The organism is Salegentibacter sp. T436 (assembly GCF_001932675.1).
GTDB classification, from domain to species: Bacteria; Bacteroidota; Bacteroidia; order Flavobacteriales; family Flavobacteriaceae; genus Salegentibacter; species Salegentibacter agarivorans.
Map to the genome: position 1 here is coordinate 635159 of NZ_CP012872.1, position 15044 is coordinate 650202.

General features: G+C 37.1%; 14 protein-coding genes and 1 tRNA gene. 4 read left to right on the top strand and 11 right to left on the bottom strand.

Features of this window, described 5'->3' with window-relative positions; all coding sequences use genetic code 11:
• Nucleotides 1-99: 99 nt before the first annotated feature.
• The 8 genes from AO058_RS02730 to AO058_RS02765 all read right to left on the bottom strand — a co-directional run bounded on the left by AO058_RS02730 (nt 100) and on the right by AO058_RS02765 (nt 5701).
• Nucleotides 100-582: an ExbD/TolR family protein gene (locus tag AO058_RS02730; protein WP_075325123.1), complete on the bottom strand. Its 483-nt coding sequence runs from the start codon at nt 580-582 to the stop codon at nt 100-102.
• Between the two features lie 36 nt (nt 583-618).
• Nucleotides 619-1230 carry an ExbD/TolR family protein gene (locus AO058_RS02735; RefSeq protein ID WP_075325124.1) on the bottom strand — a complete coding sequence of 204 codons (612 nt, stop codon included), beginning with the start codon at nt 1228-1230 and terminating at the stop codon, nt 619-621.
• Between the two features lie 4 nt (nt 1231-1234).
• A complete protein-coding gene (locus AO058_RS02740; RefSeq protein ID WP_075325125.1) occupies nt 1235-1672 on the bottom strand; it encodes a hypothetical protein in 438 nt (145 codons plus the stop codon).
• 14 nt (nt 1673-1686) lie between these two features.
• Nucleotides 1687-2490: a MotA/TolQ/ExbB proton channel family protein gene (locus AO058_RS02745; RefSeq protein WP_075325126.1), complete on the bottom strand. Its 804-nt coding sequence runs from the start codon at nt 2488-2490 to the stop codon at nt 1687-1689.
• A 78-nt stretch (nt 2491-2568) separates the two neighbouring features.
• A tRNA-Ser gene (locus tag AO058_RS02750) sits at nt 2569-2656 on the bottom strand.
• Nucleotides 2657-2728: 72 nt separating this feature from the next.
• Nucleotides 2729-3757 carry an asparaginase gene (locus AO058_RS02755; protein ID WP_075325127.1) on the bottom strand — a complete coding sequence of 343 codons (1029 nt, stop codon included), beginning with the start codon at nt 3755-3757 and terminating at the stop codon, nt 2729-2731.
• Entirely contained in the window at nt 3741-4883 is a 1143-nt protein-coding gene (locus AO058_RS02760) for a 1-acyl-sn-glycerol-3-phosphate acyltransferase (RefSeq protein WP_075325128.1), read from the bottom strand. The genes AO058_RS02755 and AO058_RS02760 overlap by 17 nt, the downstream gene beginning before the upstream one ends.
• 50 nt (nt 4884-4933) lie before the next feature.
• Nucleotides 4934-5701: a TatD family hydrolase gene (locus tag AO058_RS02765; RefSeq protein WP_177195731.1), complete on the bottom strand. Its 768-nt coding sequence runs from the start codon at nt 5699-5701 to the stop codon at nt 4934-4936.
• Between the two features lie 52 nt (nt 5702-5753).
• Between AO058_RS02765 and AO058_RS02770 the strand changes: the two genes are divergently transcribed.
• Nucleotides 5754-6191: a retropepsin-like aspartic protease gene (locus AO058_RS02770; RefSeq protein WP_075325130.1), complete on the top strand. Its 438-nt coding sequence runs from the start codon at nt 5754-5756 to the stop codon at nt 6189-6191.
• Between the two features lie 252 nt (nt 6192-6443).
• Here the strand turns inward: AO058_RS02770 and odhB are convergent, their stop codons facing one another.
• From odhB to AO058_RS02785, 3 genes are all read right to left on the bottom strand, one after another.
• Nucleotides 6444-7721: a 2-oxoglutarate dehydrogenase complex dihydrolipoyllysine-residue succinyltransferase gene (gene odhB / locus AO058_RS02775; RefSeq protein ID WP_075325131.1), complete on the bottom strand. Its 1278-nt coding sequence runs from the start codon at nt 7719-7721 to the stop codon at nt 6444-6446.
• A 64-nt stretch (nt 7722-7785) separates the two neighbouring features.
• On the bottom strand, nt 7786-10554 hold the full coding sequence (locus AO058_RS02780; RefSeq protein ID WP_075325132.1) for a 2-oxoglutarate dehydrogenase E1 component: 2769 nt from the start codon (nt 10552-10554) through the stop codon (nt 7786-7788).
• Nucleotides 10555-10771: 217 nt separating this feature from the next.
• Nucleotides 10772-11746, bottom strand: coding sequence for a polyprenyl synthetase family protein (locus AO058_RS02785; RefSeq protein WP_075325133.1), 975 nt, complete (start codon nt 11744-11746; stop codon nt 10772-10774).
• A gap of 140 nt (nt 11747-11886) precedes the next feature.
• Between AO058_RS02785 and AO058_RS02790 the strand changes: the two genes are divergently transcribed.
• Genes AO058_RS02790 through AO058_RS02800 form a run of 3 tightly spaced genes read left to right on the top strand, consistent with a single transcriptional unit; the run spans nt 11887 to nt 15044 of the window.
• Nucleotides 11887-12504 (top strand): TetR/AcrR family transcriptional regulator, encoded by a 618-nt coding sequence (locus AO058_RS02790; protein ID WP_075327867.1) that lies wholly within the window; start codon nt 11887-11889, stop codon nt 12502-12504.
• Nucleotides 12494-13849: a TolC family protein gene (locus tag AO058_RS02795; protein WP_075325134.1), complete on the top strand. Its 1356-nt coding sequence runs from the start codon at nt 12494-12496 to the stop codon at nt 13847-13849. The genes AO058_RS02790 and AO058_RS02795 overlap by 11 nt, the downstream gene beginning before the upstream one ends.
• Before the next feature lie 22 nt (nt 13850-13871).
• Nucleotides 13872-15044: an efflux RND transporter periplasmic adaptor subunit gene (locus AO058_RS02800; RefSeq protein ID WP_075327866.1), complete on the top strand. Its 1173-nt coding sequence runs from the start codon at nt 13872-13874 to the stop codon at nt 15042-15044.

The window sequence follows — 15044 nt, forward strand, 5'->3', positions numbered from 1 at the left end:
AACCACGGCTATATTGAGTTTAAAGATAAAAAAACATCCTGCCAAATATTATATTTTGACAGGATGTTTATACAGTTTTGAAAAAATACCTATTGGTAATTATTGCATATTTTGCAGTGCGTCACCTTCTTTAGTGGTATAGTTAATTTTAAGAGCTTCAGCTTTTCTCAATTCTTGTTTGATATCTGAAACCAATCCCATATTTGTTTCTTCATCTACCTTAAGGGCAGTTGTAAGATATGGTATTAACTCTTCACGTTTAGTTTCCCTTTCAGCAAAAATGAATTGTTGTACTTCGCCAACACTGGCAAACTTATCATTTAACTGAATCCTTGCCTCACTACCAAATCTTTCCTGGTAGCGTGGGCTGGGTTTACCGGCGTAAATGTACATTACAAGATCCTTCTTATCCAGTTTTTCAACCTGATCAGCGAATGGAAGTTTATTTTCAACCATTAACGTATTCTGACGCATCACGGTAACAACCATAAAGAAGAACAGTAACATAAATACAATATCTGGTAAGGATGCTGTACTAATGGCTGGTTGCCCTTCGCTCTTTTTCTTTTTGAATTTAGACATAATTAAGTCTTAAATTTAAGTTTTATATTAAGGTTATTAACTCGTAGGCTCGGCTTCAGAAAGCTTTTGAGGGATCATATCTTTAATAAGTTCAATTCTCTCCTTCAAAGTTTCTTTATCACCTTCGCTTGTACGTGAGTCGTTATACCTGGCTTCCATTGCTGTAAAGCTAGTACCAAATAAACGTTCGGCTTCCCTATCTCTAAGTTGGTTATAAGCCGCTACAAGTTCGTTTTGTACCGCGATATAAGTTCCATACTCGGTTCCCCTGTTATTTACCAAAGAAATAATAGCTTTCGTTGGGTTAACAGAAGAAGCTGGGTCTCCGGCTCCCTGGCAGAAGTCACAAGCCTCTTCGCCTGTTCCTCCTCCATTGTCAAGAAATTCTACAGCTGCCTGTCTTAATTCCTCAATCTCCATCTCCTCATCTTCTACCAGTAATTGGTTATTTGCATTAACCAGTACCTGGAAGATGTTTCGTTCTTTAATTACCGGCGGATCCTGTTCTTCAGGCTGCCATTCCGGCAACTTCCTGCTAATCCCGCTATCTGTCTCAATGGTTGTTGTTACCAGAAAGAAGATTAGTAGCAAGAAAGCAATATCGGCCATAGAACCGGCATTAACCTCTGGTGCTTCTCTTCTTGCCATATTCTTATTTAGTTAATTTTTTAACTCCTGAAATAACCATTGCTAAAATTGCAATTCCAGCAAGGATATAGAATGTTACTAAACCTGCACTTATCCAATGTGCCGCATTAGCAGAGAGTATATCTCCATCTTTAAGCGTCATTTGAGTTCCATCGGTTACAAGGTATGCAATTACAATAACTGCAATAAATGCACCAACAGCGATAAGTGTGTTTTTAATATTTCCTTTAAACAGACCTTTTATCACAAAGATTGCAACCAATACAAGAACAACCAGTAACACGAAATAAGACAAATACATTATTGGTGTAAGCAGACTATTCTGTAAATCGGCCGAGGCCTCTATAGCATCACCGTCTTCGGCAAGGATCCTTCCCAAAAGGATAAGACCTACAACGCCTAATACGATAGATACATATTTTAATATTTTATGTAAAGTCATAATTTAATCTGGTCTTAGATTCTTTTTTTGTTTTTGTAAGCTACCAACATATCGATAAGAGTGATAGATGCATCTTCCATATCGTTTACAATACTATCTATTTTAGCGATAATATAGTTATAAAATATTTGAAGAATAATAGCCACGATCAAACCAAATACGGTTGTAAGAAGTGCCACTTTAATACCTCCGGCAACAAGAGATGGTTGCATATCACCAGCAGCTTCAATTCTATCGAAGGCGGTAATCATACCAATTACAGTACCCATGAAACCAAGCATAGGAGCAATAGCGATAAATAAAGACAACCAGGAAACGTTTTTCTCTAACTGTCCCATTTGTACTCCACCGTAAGCTACAACAGCTTTTTCTGCCGCGTCAATACTTTCGTCTGCACGGTCAAGACCCTGATAGTAGATAGAAGCAACAGGTCCTTTTGTATTTCTACAAACTTCCTTAGCAGACTCTACACCACCACTATTTAAAGCGTCTTCTACATCTCTAGCCAATTTTTTGGTGTTAGTTGTAGAAAGGTTTAAAAAGATAATTCTCTCTATGGCAACAGCCAAACCAAGAATTAAACATAAAAGAACAATCCCCATAAATGCAGGACCACCTTCTATAAATCGTTTTTTAAGTTCCTGATGAAAACCAAGAGTTTCTTCCTCTGCCTCATCTGCGGCAGCTGCAGCCTCTTCATCTTGTACAAAGTTTACAATTGTACCAGGTAATGTGTTAACATTATTGGCCGCATTAAGGTTTCCGGCTCCAAGTACCATCACCGCGGCGATTACCAAAATAGAAAATAATCTTTTCATTACTGTTTGTCTTAATTTAATTAGTTAAAGGGTTAAAGATATAAAAATAAATTTTTAATAAAAATATAATAATTATTGCAGAGAGGAAGGGATTCGAACCCTCGATACGCTTGTGGCGTATACACACTTTCCAGGCGTGCGCCTTCGACCACTCGGCCACCTCTCTTTCTTAACGTTTTCTAAACGGTGCGCCAAATAACGAAAAAAAATATACTTCGTCAAGCATCTGCCGTTAATTTTATGACATTTCCCCTCTAAGAGAAGTTTCAAAGATAGTTTTAAACACTTTAGGAGACAATTCTTTTCCTAAAAGATACATTAATTTTGCAACCGCAGCTTCAGTACTAATATCTTTGCCAGATACCACCCCTATTTTTTTAAGTTGAACACTGGTTTCGTACTGACCCATAACTACGCTTCCTCCAATACATTGGGTAACATTTACTACGAATAATCCTTCAGAAATTTTTCTTTTTAGAATATCCAGAAACCACTCATCACTGGGGGCATTTCCGCTTCCGTAAGTTTCCAAAACCACTCCTTTTAGACCGGGTTTTGACAACATATATTCTACGGTTTTTGCATTTATCCCCGGAAAAATCTTTAAAATAAGCACTTCATTATTAAATCCTGTGTGCAATTTTGTTTTTTGTCGGCGATTTGGACGCCATAAAGCATTGTAATTAACAGAAAGATATACACCAGATTCAGCTAAGGGATGATGATTTAACGAAGCAAAAGCCTGAAAATGTTCGGCATTAATCTTTGTAGTTCTATTGGCGCGATATAATTTATATTCAAAATAAAGCCCAACTTCAGAAATAACCGGTTTTCCATTCTTCTGTAAACCGGCAATTTGAATACTGGTAATAAGATTTTCTTTAGCGTCTGTTCTTAAATCTCCAATAGGTAATTGTGACCCGGTAAAAATAATGGGTTTAGTTAAATTCTCAAACATAAAACTAAGCGCGGATGCTGTGTAAGACATAGTATCGCTGCCATGCAATACCACAAAACCATCGTAGGTTTCAAAGTTTTCATTAATTGTATTGGCAACTTTCACCCAGCATTCCACATTCATATTAGAGGAATCTATAGGATCGTCAAAACTTAGGGTGTCTATTTCGTGCTCCAGAATTTTAAGCTCTGGAATATTTTGTAGTAATTCATCAAAATTAAAGGCTTTAAGGGCTCCAGAATCATAATCCTTAATCATACCAATGGTCCCCCCGGTATAAATAAGTAAGATTTTAGCTCTTTTCTTCATATAGCGCTTCTTTATTTATTACAGGATTTGCATACATTAATAAATAACTGTTTAGTTCCAGGGAATTTTTTACATCTACCCTTCGGCTAAGTCGGCGCTCAAACTGCCTTTTTTCTTTATCTGAATATTTTTCAGCGTAAGTTCCTGAATTCTTCAACAAATCGAAAGCAATATAATTTGCCGGCCACAATTTGTAATTTTTATAGATATGTTCATCTACTTTAGATGCCACGGCTTTAAGCTGTGCATTTAAAGAAGAATGTTCATTTTCAATCGTTTCAAAAACTTCTTTACCAAGCACTTTTCCAGCACTTATATGAATACGCCCTTTATTGCCAAGAGCACCTTGCATAATAGAATTAAAATCTTCGTTAGCCGATTTTACATATTCTTCTTTCATTCGTTTGGCAAGAAGTTCGGGCATTTTTAAAATATCGGTAGGATCAAATTCATAAGAAATCGCTACCGGAACAATTTTTAGTTCGGCAAAATACTCGGCCAGGCTTTTTTTGCCTTTAGCCATAGCAAGCATTTTTAATACTCCTTGTTGAGTGTAATCGCTGCCATCTTTGGTTCTACCCTCTCGCTGCGCCATCCAAACCGATCTACCTTCTTCCAGGAGCAACTGCTTTATATATTCTGAAAGTACCATGGAACTTTTAAGCATTTCCCTGGGGCTAAGTCCGCGTTTTACCAGGAAATTCCTGTTTAAGCGGGATAGGGCCATGAGAAAAGGCTTTTGTACCAGATTATCTCCAATAGCTGAAGCCGTCATAATAAGATCCTGCTCATACAAAGAAGTATTCAGCAAGGAAGTATCCAGAATAATGTCGCGATGATTGGATATATAAAAATAAGGTTGATCGCTGTCTAATTTTTCAAAACCATTGTAAGTAAGTCCTTCCGTACTTTTTTCAATAACTTTTAATACCGAATTATAAATTACTTTAGTTTGAAAATCCCTGATAGAATGGCATTCTCCTATAATTGCAGCAATTTCCCCTGAACTTTTCTCAGGAAACGTAAACTGCAACAGTGTTTTAAACATGGGATGTCTCATGTGCTCCTGCAAGGCAGGTTGCACCTCATTCTCGTTGTAAAACCTTATGTCTTCAAATTCTTTCACGCAAAATTGTGTTAGCTAGGCAAATGAACAAATTTTAATTTTAACCTCCTTTATATCCCAAATATATCTTTTGAATTCTGAGTAGTTATTTCAGCAATTTCGGCTAGTGGTTTTTCATATATTTCAGCAAGTTTTTCTGCTACTTTTATAAGATATTCAGGTTCGTTACGCCTTCCACGGAAAGGCGTTGGGGACAAATACGGCCCATCGGTCTCCAAAACGATTTCTTTAAGTGGAATTTCATTCAGAAATTTATCTATTTTTCCATTTTTAAAGGTAACTACCCCGCCAATTCCGAGTTTCAGGTTATAAGAAAGAGCGCGTTTCGCCTGCTCCAGGTTTCCGGTAAAACAATGAAAAATCCCAAAAAGATCGTCGCTTTTTTCTTCTTCTAAAATATCAAAAATCTCATCAAAAGCCTTCCTACAGTGAATTACTATGGGAAGCTTGTATTTTTTAGCGAGTTTTATTTGTCTTCTAAAAGCTTCCTGTTGAATTGCCAGTGTACTTTTATCCCAATGCAAATCTATCCCTATCTCACCTACGGCATAAAACCTTCTTCTTTCAAACTGCTCTTCTACATGTATTAATTCCTCTTCATAATTCTCCTGCACGTGGGTTGGATGCAAGCCCATCATTAAAAAAACATTTTCTGGATACCTGGCTTCCAACTCGTACATAGCCTCGGTAGTTTCAGAATCTATGGCCGGAAGAAAAAACCGTTCAATATTTTGCTGAAAGGCGTTTTCTATAAGTTCGTCACGGTCTTTTTCGTAATCTTCGCTATAAAGATGTATGTGCGTATCGGTTAAAATCATAAAAGCAAAAATAATTTATTTTGAAGACCTATCTTTGCGAAAAACATAAAGAATGTCATCTTTAAAAAAATTCCTAAAAGAAAAAGGTTTTAAACGCATAAAACTGAAATACACCAAAACCCAACACCTGGAATTGGTAGCCAAAATTAATAATATTGAAGGAAACTTTATCCTGGATACAGGAGCTTCCAGCACTTGTGTAGGCCTGGAAGCGGTAGAACATTTTAAACTTCTTGCCGAAGATAGTGATATTAAAGCTGCGGGTGCAGGTGCCACCAATATGCTCACACAAATTGCCCAAAAAAACCGAATTGAAATAAAAGGTTGGAAAAAGAAAAAAGTAGACCTGGTGCTATTTGATTTAAGGCATGTTAACGAAGCTCTTATTAATCACGAAGCCGAAAAAGTTCACGGTATTATTGGTGCCGATATTTTAAAGAAAGGGAAGGCTGTAATAGACTATAAAACACCTTCTCTTTATTTAAAATAGAATTTTATAAAGGGGAATTATCCCCTTGATTCGCGAACGCCTGTTAGCTAAGTTTGATTAAATTAATGTTAGCAATGCCTGTAGTGTCTAAAAATAAACTTCGCGACCAACTCCTTTATATTATATTAAGCATCTTCGTGGTATGCGTTTTATTTTTAAACATCTTAAATTTATTTTTGTTTTAATTTATTATTTAAAAATTGAAAAGGCAGCCGTGTGGCTGCCTTTTTTGTTTTATATGTATTCTAATGCTTAAAGCTCCAGGGCTCTTTTTACATCGTTATCCATCAATAATTCTTCAGGGTTTTCTATAGCTTCTTTAATTGCTACAAGGAAACCTACAGATTCTTTTCCATCAATTATTCTATGATCGTAAGAAAGGGCTACATACATAATAGGACGAATTTCTACGTGACCATCTATAGCCACAGGACGTTCTACAATATTGTGCATTCCTAAAATTGCACTTTGCGGCGGATTAATAATTGGAGTAGAAAGCATAGAACCAAATACTCCACCATTTGTAATAGTAAAAGTACCACCGGTCATTTCATCTACGGTAATTTTCCCGTCACGGGCTTTAGTAGCTAAACGTTTTACCTCATCTTCTACTCCTCTAAAACTAAGATTTTCAGCATTTCTTATTACCGGCACCATTAAACCTTTTGGACCAGAAACCGCTATACTAATATCTTTATAATCAAAACTTACCTGGTGATCGCCATCTATCATAGAATTCACACCTGGATATTGATCTAGCGCACGAACCACGGCCAATGTAAAGAAAGACATAAAGCCAAGACTTACGCCATGCTTATCTTTAAATTCCTCTTTGTATTTCTTTCTTAAGTTGAAGATAGGCTGCATATCTACTTCGTTAAAAGTAGTAAGCATCGCGGTATCATTTTTAACTGAAACCAATCGAGAAGCTACTTTTCTACGCAACATAGACATTTTCTTCTTAGACTCCCCGCGTTTTCCTTTACCCGGGCTTCCCATAGAAGCTTTTGCCTGTACAGCATCTTCTTTAGTTATTCGGCCATCTTTTCCACTTCCTTCTACATCCTTAGCATCAACGCCTTTTTCGTCAAGGATTTTTTTAGCAGCAGGAGACGGACTACCTTTTGCATGAGAATCCTGTTTTTGAGAAGGTGTTGAAGATTTAGAAGGTTCCTGGGTTTTAGCCTCGGCCTTATCCTTATCTTCTTTTTCCTTTTTATCTGAAGAATCATCTTTAGACTCTTCTTTATCTTCTTTAGATTCCTTTTTATCATCACCTCCACCAGGCTTTTCAGCTTCGGTATCGATTAGACACACCACTTCTCCTACAGCCACAGCATCACCTTCCTCGGCTTTGAGCGTGATAATACCGCTGGCTTCAGCCGGAAGTTCCAGTGTAGCTTTATCGCTATCTACTTCTGCAATTGGCTGATCTTTTTCTACGTAGTCGCCGTCTTCAACTAACCATTCGGCTATTTCAACTTCGGTTATAGATTCTCCCGGAGAAGGAACTTTCATTTCTAAGGCCATGATCTTTGTTTTTATTTTTTATTGTTATTTCCGCGAAAGCGAAAACCTTAAATTCTATATTAATTTATTCTTCTAAATTTTTGTCAAAAACACTTGCAATCACTTTATCGTGACGCTTTTTAAATCTTACAGAACTTCCAGCAGCCGGAGAACCATAAAATTTTCTACTGCAAACCCTAAAGTTTTTAGCTTCATCAAAATGCAATAACATATGCCCGTAAGCCCCCATATTTCTTGGTTCTTCCTGGGCCCATACTACATCATCTGCATTTTTGTATTTCTTGATCGCTTCTTTCATTTTTTCAATAGGCAGCGGGAATAATTGCTCCACACGTACTAAGGCTACATCGTCACGATCGTTTTCTTCTTTATATTCCAATAAATCGTAATAAAATTTACCGGTACAGAAAACTAAAGATTTTACGTCTTTAACTTTCGCTTTTGGATCGTCTAATACAGGCTGAAAACTTCCCTCTGCAAAATCTTCTTTAGTTGAAATTACTTTAGAGTGTCTTAGCAAACTTTTTGGAGTAAAAATAACCAATGGTTTTCTAAAACCTGCTTTCATCTGCCTACGCAAGATATGGAACATATTGGCCGGTGTAGTAACATCTGCCACATACATATTATCTTTTGCACAAAGTTGCAGAAAACGCTCCATTCTGGCTGAAGAGTGTTCTGCACCCTGGCCTTCGTAACCGTGAGGTAAGAAAAGCACCAATCCGTTTTGTAATTTCCACTTATCTTCTGCAGCAGAAATATACTGATCTATCATTATTTGCGCACCATTTACGAAATCTCCAAACTGGGCTTCCCAAATAACCAGGGTTTTAGGACTTGCCATAGCATAGCCATAATCAAACCCCATTACGCCGTATTCTGAAAGCGGGGAGTTATACACAAAGAAATCGCCATCTCTGCCCTCTATATTATTATGAAGAATAATTTCTTCTTCACTATCTTCTACTTTTACAATAGCGTGACGGTGAGAGAATGTACCTCTTTCACTATCCTGACCGCTAATTCTAATATTATACCCTTCTTTCATTAAAGAACCATAAGCGAGATGCTCGGCCATAGCCCAATCCAGCTTATTATCTTCAAAATAAAGTTGATTACGCAGGTCTATAATCTTTTTCACCTTACGCATAAACTTCTTATCCTCGGGTAATTTAGAGATCGCCTCAGCCACTTTATCAAGATCTTTTATCTTGTAGGTGGTATCAAACTCCTTCATCATTTCCTCTTCACGCACATTATCAAAACCTTCCCACTCATCGTACATAAAAGGAGTGATCTTGGTGGTTTCTTCTTTCCTGGAATCTTCTAAATTCTCTTCAAGATCTGCCTTATACTCTTCTTCAAGCTTTTTAAGGTAATCGTCGTCTATAATATTTGCCGATTTAAGTTTTTCGGCATAAATATCCATCGCATTTTTATGTTTTGCGATGGCTTTATATAATTTAGGCTGGGTAAATTTAGGTTCATCACCTTCATTATGCCCGTATTTTCTATAACCTAATAAATCTATAAATACATCACGCTTAAACTTCATTCTAAAATCTAAAGCAAATAAAATCGCATGAACTACAGCTTCAGCATCATCAGCATTAACGTGCAATACTGGAGAAAGCGTTACTTTCCCAACATCGGTACAATAGGTTGACGATCGCGCATCAAGGTAGTTTGTGGTAAATCCAATTTGGTTATTTACAACAATATGAATGGTTCCGCCGGTTTGATAACCTTCCAGCTTAGCCATTTGCACAAGTTCATAAACAACTCCCTGCCCTGCAATAGCGGCATCACCATGCACAAGTATAGGAAGCACTTTCATATTATCACCACCATAATGCCTGTCTTGCTTGGCTCTTGTAATACCTTCTACAACAGGTCCTACCGCTTCTAGATGCGAAGGGTTTGGCGCTATATTTATGTTTATTCCTTTTCCATTATCTGTAAGTCTACAGGAAGTCCAGCCCAGGTGATATTTTACGTCTCCATCAAAAATATCCTGCTCATAATCTTTTCCGTCAAATTCGCTAAAAATATCTTTAGCGCTTTTTCCGAATATATTAGTAAGGGTATTTAAACGCCCACGGTGGGCCATACCCATTACAAAATCTTTTACCCCATAATCTGCTGCTTTTTCAATAAGCGCATCTAAGGCCGGGATTAAACTTTCTCCACCTTCTAGCGAGAAACGTTTTTGACCTACATATTTTCTATGTAAAAATGATTCAAAGGAAACGGCCTGATTTAACTTCTTCAGGATTTTCTTTTTTTCCTCATCACTAAAGTTAGGATGATTCTCATTCTTATTCAGCTTATCCTGAATCCATTGAATTTCTTCAGGTTTCCGAATAAACATATATTCTATCCCGATAGATTCACAATAAACTTTTTCAAGATGTTTTATTATATCCCGAAGCGTGCTGGGCCCGATGCCAAGCATCTCCCCGGCATTAAATTTAGTATCCAAATCGCTTTCTTCCAGGCCAAAATTCTCAATACCTAAGGTTGGGCGATATTTGCGGCGCTCTCTTACCGGGTTTGTTTTGGTAAACAAATGGCCGCGGGTTCGGTAACCATCTATAAGTCTAATTACCTTAAATTCTTTTGTAACGTGTTCGGGAATTTCTCCTTCCTGGAAATCTACTGGAGCTTCTTCCATAGTTTCCGCAGAAACTCCGTTTTGTTGCATTCCAAAGTCAAAACCTTGAAAAAAAGCCCTCCAACTGGGCTCTACACTATCGGGGTACTGAAGATATTGATCGTAAAGTTCGGCGAAATATGCCGTATGTGCAGCATTTAAAAATGAAAATCTATCCATAATTTGAAACTAATGTTTCTTTTGAGTGTAAAACACAGCAAAAATACAATTTTTAGCAAAAACAGGGGGTAGCAAACTATATATTTATCTTATGAATTATAAGAAGTTTAACATAGTAGAAACTTCAGGATGTCCCCAAAATTGTTTATTGTTTGCAAATATATTAGGTGTAACCGCCTAAAAATTAAGAATCTCTCAATCGGGATTTTGCCGTAAATTAGACCTTACGATTCATAAGCATTTCCCCGAATTGTCTTAACGGAATTTTTTTCTCTTCAGCAATTTCAATTTTATCTAAAACATCAAAAGCTTTATTGGTATATTTTTCTATTTCCTGCCGCGTTAATTCTGCAGCGCCACTACTTTCAAAAAGATTTTTAACCGCTTCTATTTTTCCTGAAGTTTCTGCCGGATTAATCGTGTATAAATGCTCCAACTGCTGGGCTTCACTTGCTCCGGAAGTTTCCAGAGCTGTTAAATAAAGGAAGGTTTTCTTGTTTTCAATAATATCACCACCGGGTTGTTTTCCAAATGTCTCTGGATCTCCAAAAGCATCTAAATAATCGTCCTGAAGCTGAAATGCAATTCCCAACAAGCGTCCAAATTCGTAAACCGCTTCTTTACATTGCGTAGAAGTGCCGGCCACTATGGCTCCCATTTGCAAGGAAGCCCCAACCAGAACCGCGGTTTTAAATTCTATCATTCTTATATAATCCTCTATGGCAACATCATCCCGGGTTTCAAAATCTATGTCATATTGCTGGCCTTCACAAACCTGAATAGCTGTTTTGGTAAATAAACGCGCTAATTCTTTAAAAGTTTCGCCTTCATAATTTTCAAAAAGCTGATACGCATTTATAAGCATGGCATCGCCAGAAAGAATTCCGGTATTTATATCCCAGCGTTCGTGAACAGTTTCCTGGCCACGTCTTAAAGGCGCATCGTCCATAATATCATCATGAACCAAAGAGAAATTATGAAAAACCTCTATGGCAAGTGCGGCATCTAATGCCTTTCTATAGTCTGCCTCAAAAATATCGGTGGCCATAAGTACCAAAACAGGCCTTAAGCGTTTACCCCCCAAACCCAGAATATACTTCATAGGTTCGTAAAGATTTTCAGGCTTTCTTACCTGCATTTTAAGATCTAAATACTCCTGGAAAGCTTCTCTATATTCAGCAACAGACTTCATACCAAAAAAATTTTCCGGCTAAAATACATAATTGAGCGTACTTCAAATTCTATAAGAGAAGTTAAATTACTAAAAACTAAGGAAACTTTTGTTGTTTTTTAAGTTTCCTTGCTTTAGTTTTGCACGAAATTACAGAAAAAGTGAAAGAAGATATTTTAAAAAATGCAGCAGACCTCTTTCTAAGACTCGGTTTTAAAAGTGTAACGATGGATGACATTGCGCAACAAATGGCTATCTCAAAGAAAACCATTTATGCACATTTTAGCACAAAAACCAAGTTAGTGAAGGCTACAGTAGAGTATTTAATTAAAGAAATTGAGCAGGGAATTAGCATTCTTAGCGCTAAAAAATTAAATCCTATTGTAGAATCTTACGAGATGAAAAAGTATGCCATGCAAATGCTGAAAAATGAAAAGAGTTCCCCTCAATTTCAGCTAAAAAAGTATTATCCCGAGGTCTATTATCCGCTAAGGGACAAACAATTTGAAATTGTACAGCGTATTGTAATAGACAACCTGGAACGAGGCATTACTACCGGTCATTACAAGGGCGACATTCCTATATCTTTTGTAAGCAGAATTTACTTTGTGGGAATGCTGGGTATAAAAGATAAAAACCTCTTCCCAGAAGACGAATACAGCAATGCAAAATTGATGGACTATTTTTTAAGATACCACCTCAACTCCATTTGCACACAGAAAGGTTTAAATACCCTGGAAGAATTAATTAAAACTAATAAGCAAAAAAATGAAATTTAGATACCTGCTAATTTTACTGATTTCGCTAAGCAGCATAGCTCAGGAAACTCCGGAAGATTACAGTTTTTCACTGGAAGAAGCTATACAGTTTGGCCTGGAGAATAATTATTCTTCAATAAACGCGCAAAAAGATGTTGAAATTGCCCTGAAGCAAAAATGGGAAATTATTGCCCAGGGATTACCCCAGGTAAGTGCCACCGGCGATTACCAAAACAATTTAAAACTACCCGTACAATTACTTCCCGCCGAAATTGCAGGAGGAGAACGCGGCGAATTTATCCCCGTTACTTTTGGCACAAAGCACAACGTAAACGCCACTGCCACCTGGAACCAGTTAATTTTTGACGGTTCTTATATTGTAGGAATTCAATCGGCCAAAACTTTGCTTCAAATTTCTGAAAATGCGAAAACAAAAACCGATCTCGAAATAAAGAAAGCAGTAATTAATGCCTACGGAAATGTTTTACTGGCGGAAGAAAACGTAGCTATTCTTCAAAAAAACGTGGAAAACGTTCAGAAGAATTACGATGAAACCAACGAGATCTATAAAAATGGGCTCGCCGAACAGGAAGATGTAGAACAGCTGGAAATCACATTGCTTAATTTAAAAAATAACTTAAGCAGAAGTAAACGGATGCGAGACATCGCTTACGAAATGTTTAATCTAACACTCGGGATTCCGGTAGAAATACCTGTGAATCTAACCGAAGAATTAGACACTTTAGCAATGCAATATTTTGATTTGGAACTTTTACAGGAAGAAATTCCGGTAGAAGAAAATATAGATTATCGTATTGCCGCCAATACTGCCGATTCCCGGGAAATAGAAGTGAAATTAGAAAAATCTAAAGCGCTGCCTTCTTTAAGCGGATTTCTAAATTATGGAGTTCAGGGCTTTAGCCAGGAGTTTACCTTTTTTGATGAGGACCAGGAATATTTTGGCCAATCTATTTTAGGGGTGAGTTTAAATATTCCCATTTTTAGCAGCGGTATGCGAAACTCCAGAACTCAGCAAAAACAAATTGCCTACGAACAGGCAATGGTAGAACTGGAACAAACTGAAAATGAAGTAAAACGCCAAATAAATTCAGCTAAAAGTGATTACGAATTTAGCCTTGAGAACTACCAGGCCCAAAAGAAAAACCTTGAATTGGCCGAAAGGATAGAAAATAAAAATCAAATTAAATTTTTTGAAGGAATTGCCAGCAGTTTTGAGCTTAGCGAAGCACAACGCCAACTTTACCAGGCGCAGCAAGACTTTTTGCAATCCATGCTGGATGTAATAACTGCCAAGGTAGAATTAGAAAATCTATTGGATACCAGAAAATATAACAATGAAGATTAAATATACCCATCAAATATTAAGAATGAAAAAGTTAGCTGTTTTATTAAGTATTCCACTTCTATTGCTTTCCTGCGGAAGCAATGAGGAAGGAAAATCTGTAGAAGAAATTATAGAAAATGAAGATCTTGCTGAAATTAGAGCCAAGAAATCTGAATTAAGTCAGCAACAAAGTGATCTTACTCAAAAGTTAGACAAACTGGATCAGGCTATAGACCGTTTAGATAAAACCCGGCGTTTAGACCTGGTAGAAATTCAACAAATTAGCGATACTTTATTTAAGCATTACGCCGAAGTACAGGGAGATGTAGCTACCGATGAGAACATTGTAATTTATTCTGAATTTTCAGGAATTCTGCAAGATCTTCGGGTAGAAGAAGGCCAACAGGTAAATAAGGGACAGGTACTTGCTAAAATTGATGACGGCGGACTTTCAAGCGAATTGGCTCAATTGGAAACCCAGGCAACTTTAGCCAAAACCACTTTTGAACGCCAGAAGCGTTTATGGGAACAAAATATTGGATCTGAAATGCAGTATTTAGAAGCTAAAACCAATTACGAATCTATGCAGAATTCAGTAAAAAGATTACAGTCACAGCTGGATAAAACTATTGTAAGAGCACCTTTTAGCGGTATTATAGACGAAGTACTTACCGAGCAGGGCGAAGTTGTAAGCCCTGGACAAAGTCAGTTATTCCGTTTAGTAAGCCTAAAGAATATGTATGTAGAAGCTGCTGTACCAGAAAATTATCTAAATACTGTGGGAAAAGGTACCGAGGTAATTGTAGAAATTAGTTCCCTGGATCGTGAATTTGAAGGTGAAATTAGAAGGGTTGGAAACACTATTAACCCTAACAACCGTTCGTTCAGTATTCAGGTTGCAGTTCCCAATGAAAACGGGATGATAAAACCAAATCAAATCGCAACCATTAGATTAAACGATTATACTGCAGAAAACGCCATCGTAATTCCAGAGAATGCTTTGCTTAAAAATTCGCAAGGAGAAAGTGTGGTATTCACGCTTCAGGAAAAAGAAGGAGAAGAAAATATTGGTACTGCAAAAAGAAAGATTGTAGAAACAGGATATTCCTATAATAATAAAGTAGAAATAACCAACGGATTAGAAACAGGTGAAACCCTGATTGTGGAAGGTGCAAAAAACCTTAGAGATGGTCAGGAAATTAAAATAAGAAACTAA

Excerpts from the sequence above, each read along its gene's own strand:
- AO058_RS02730 (WP_075325123.1), bottom strand. The coding sequence starts at position 582 with ATGTCTAAATTCAAAAAGAAAAAGAGCGAAGGGCAACCAGCCATTAGT.
- AO058_RS02795 (WP_075325134.1), top strand. The coding sequence starts at position 12,494 with ATGAAATTTAGATACCTGCTAATTTTACTGATTTCGCTAAGCAGCATA.
- AO058_RS02800 (WP_075327866.1), top strand. The coding sequence starts at position 13,872 with ATGAAAAAGTTAGCTGTTTTATTAAGTATTCCACTTCTATTGCTTTCC.
- AO058_RS02785 (WP_075325133.1), bottom strand. The coding sequence starts at position 11,746 with ATGAAGTCTGTTGCTGAATATAGAGAAGCTTTCCAGGAGTATTTAGAT.
- AO058_RS02765 (WP_177195731.1), bottom strand. The coding sequence starts at position 5,701 with ATGATTTTAACCGATACGCACATACATCTTTATAGCGAAGATTACGAA.
- AO058_RS02770 (WP_075325130.1), top strand. The coding sequence starts at position 5,754 with ATGTCATCTTTAAAAAAATTCCTAAAAGAAAAAGGTTTTAAACGCATA.
- AO058_RS02740 (WP_075325125.1), bottom strand. The coding sequence starts at position 1,672 with ATGACTTTACATAAAATATTAAAATATGTATCTATCGTATTAGGCGTT.
- AO058_RS02735 (WP_075325124.1), bottom strand. The coding sequence starts at position 1,230 with ATGGCAAGAAGAGAAGCACCAGAGGTTAATGCCGGTTCTATGGCCGAT.
- odhB (WP_075325131.1), bottom strand. The coding sequence starts at position 7,721 with ATGGCCTTAGAAATGAAAGTTCCTTCTCCGGGAGAATCTATAACCGAA.
- AO058_RS02745 (WP_075325126.1), bottom strand. The coding sequence starts at position 2,490 with ATGAAAAGATTATTTTCTATTTTGGTAATCGCCGCGGTGATGGTACTT.
- AO058_RS02755 (WP_075325127.1), bottom strand. The coding sequence starts at position 3,757 with ATGAAGAAAAGAGCTAAAATCTTACTTATTTATACCGGGGGGACCATT.
- AO058_RS02780 (WP_075325132.1), bottom strand. The coding sequence starts at position 10,554 with ATGGATAGATTTTCATTTTTAAATGCTGCACATACGGCATATTTCGCC.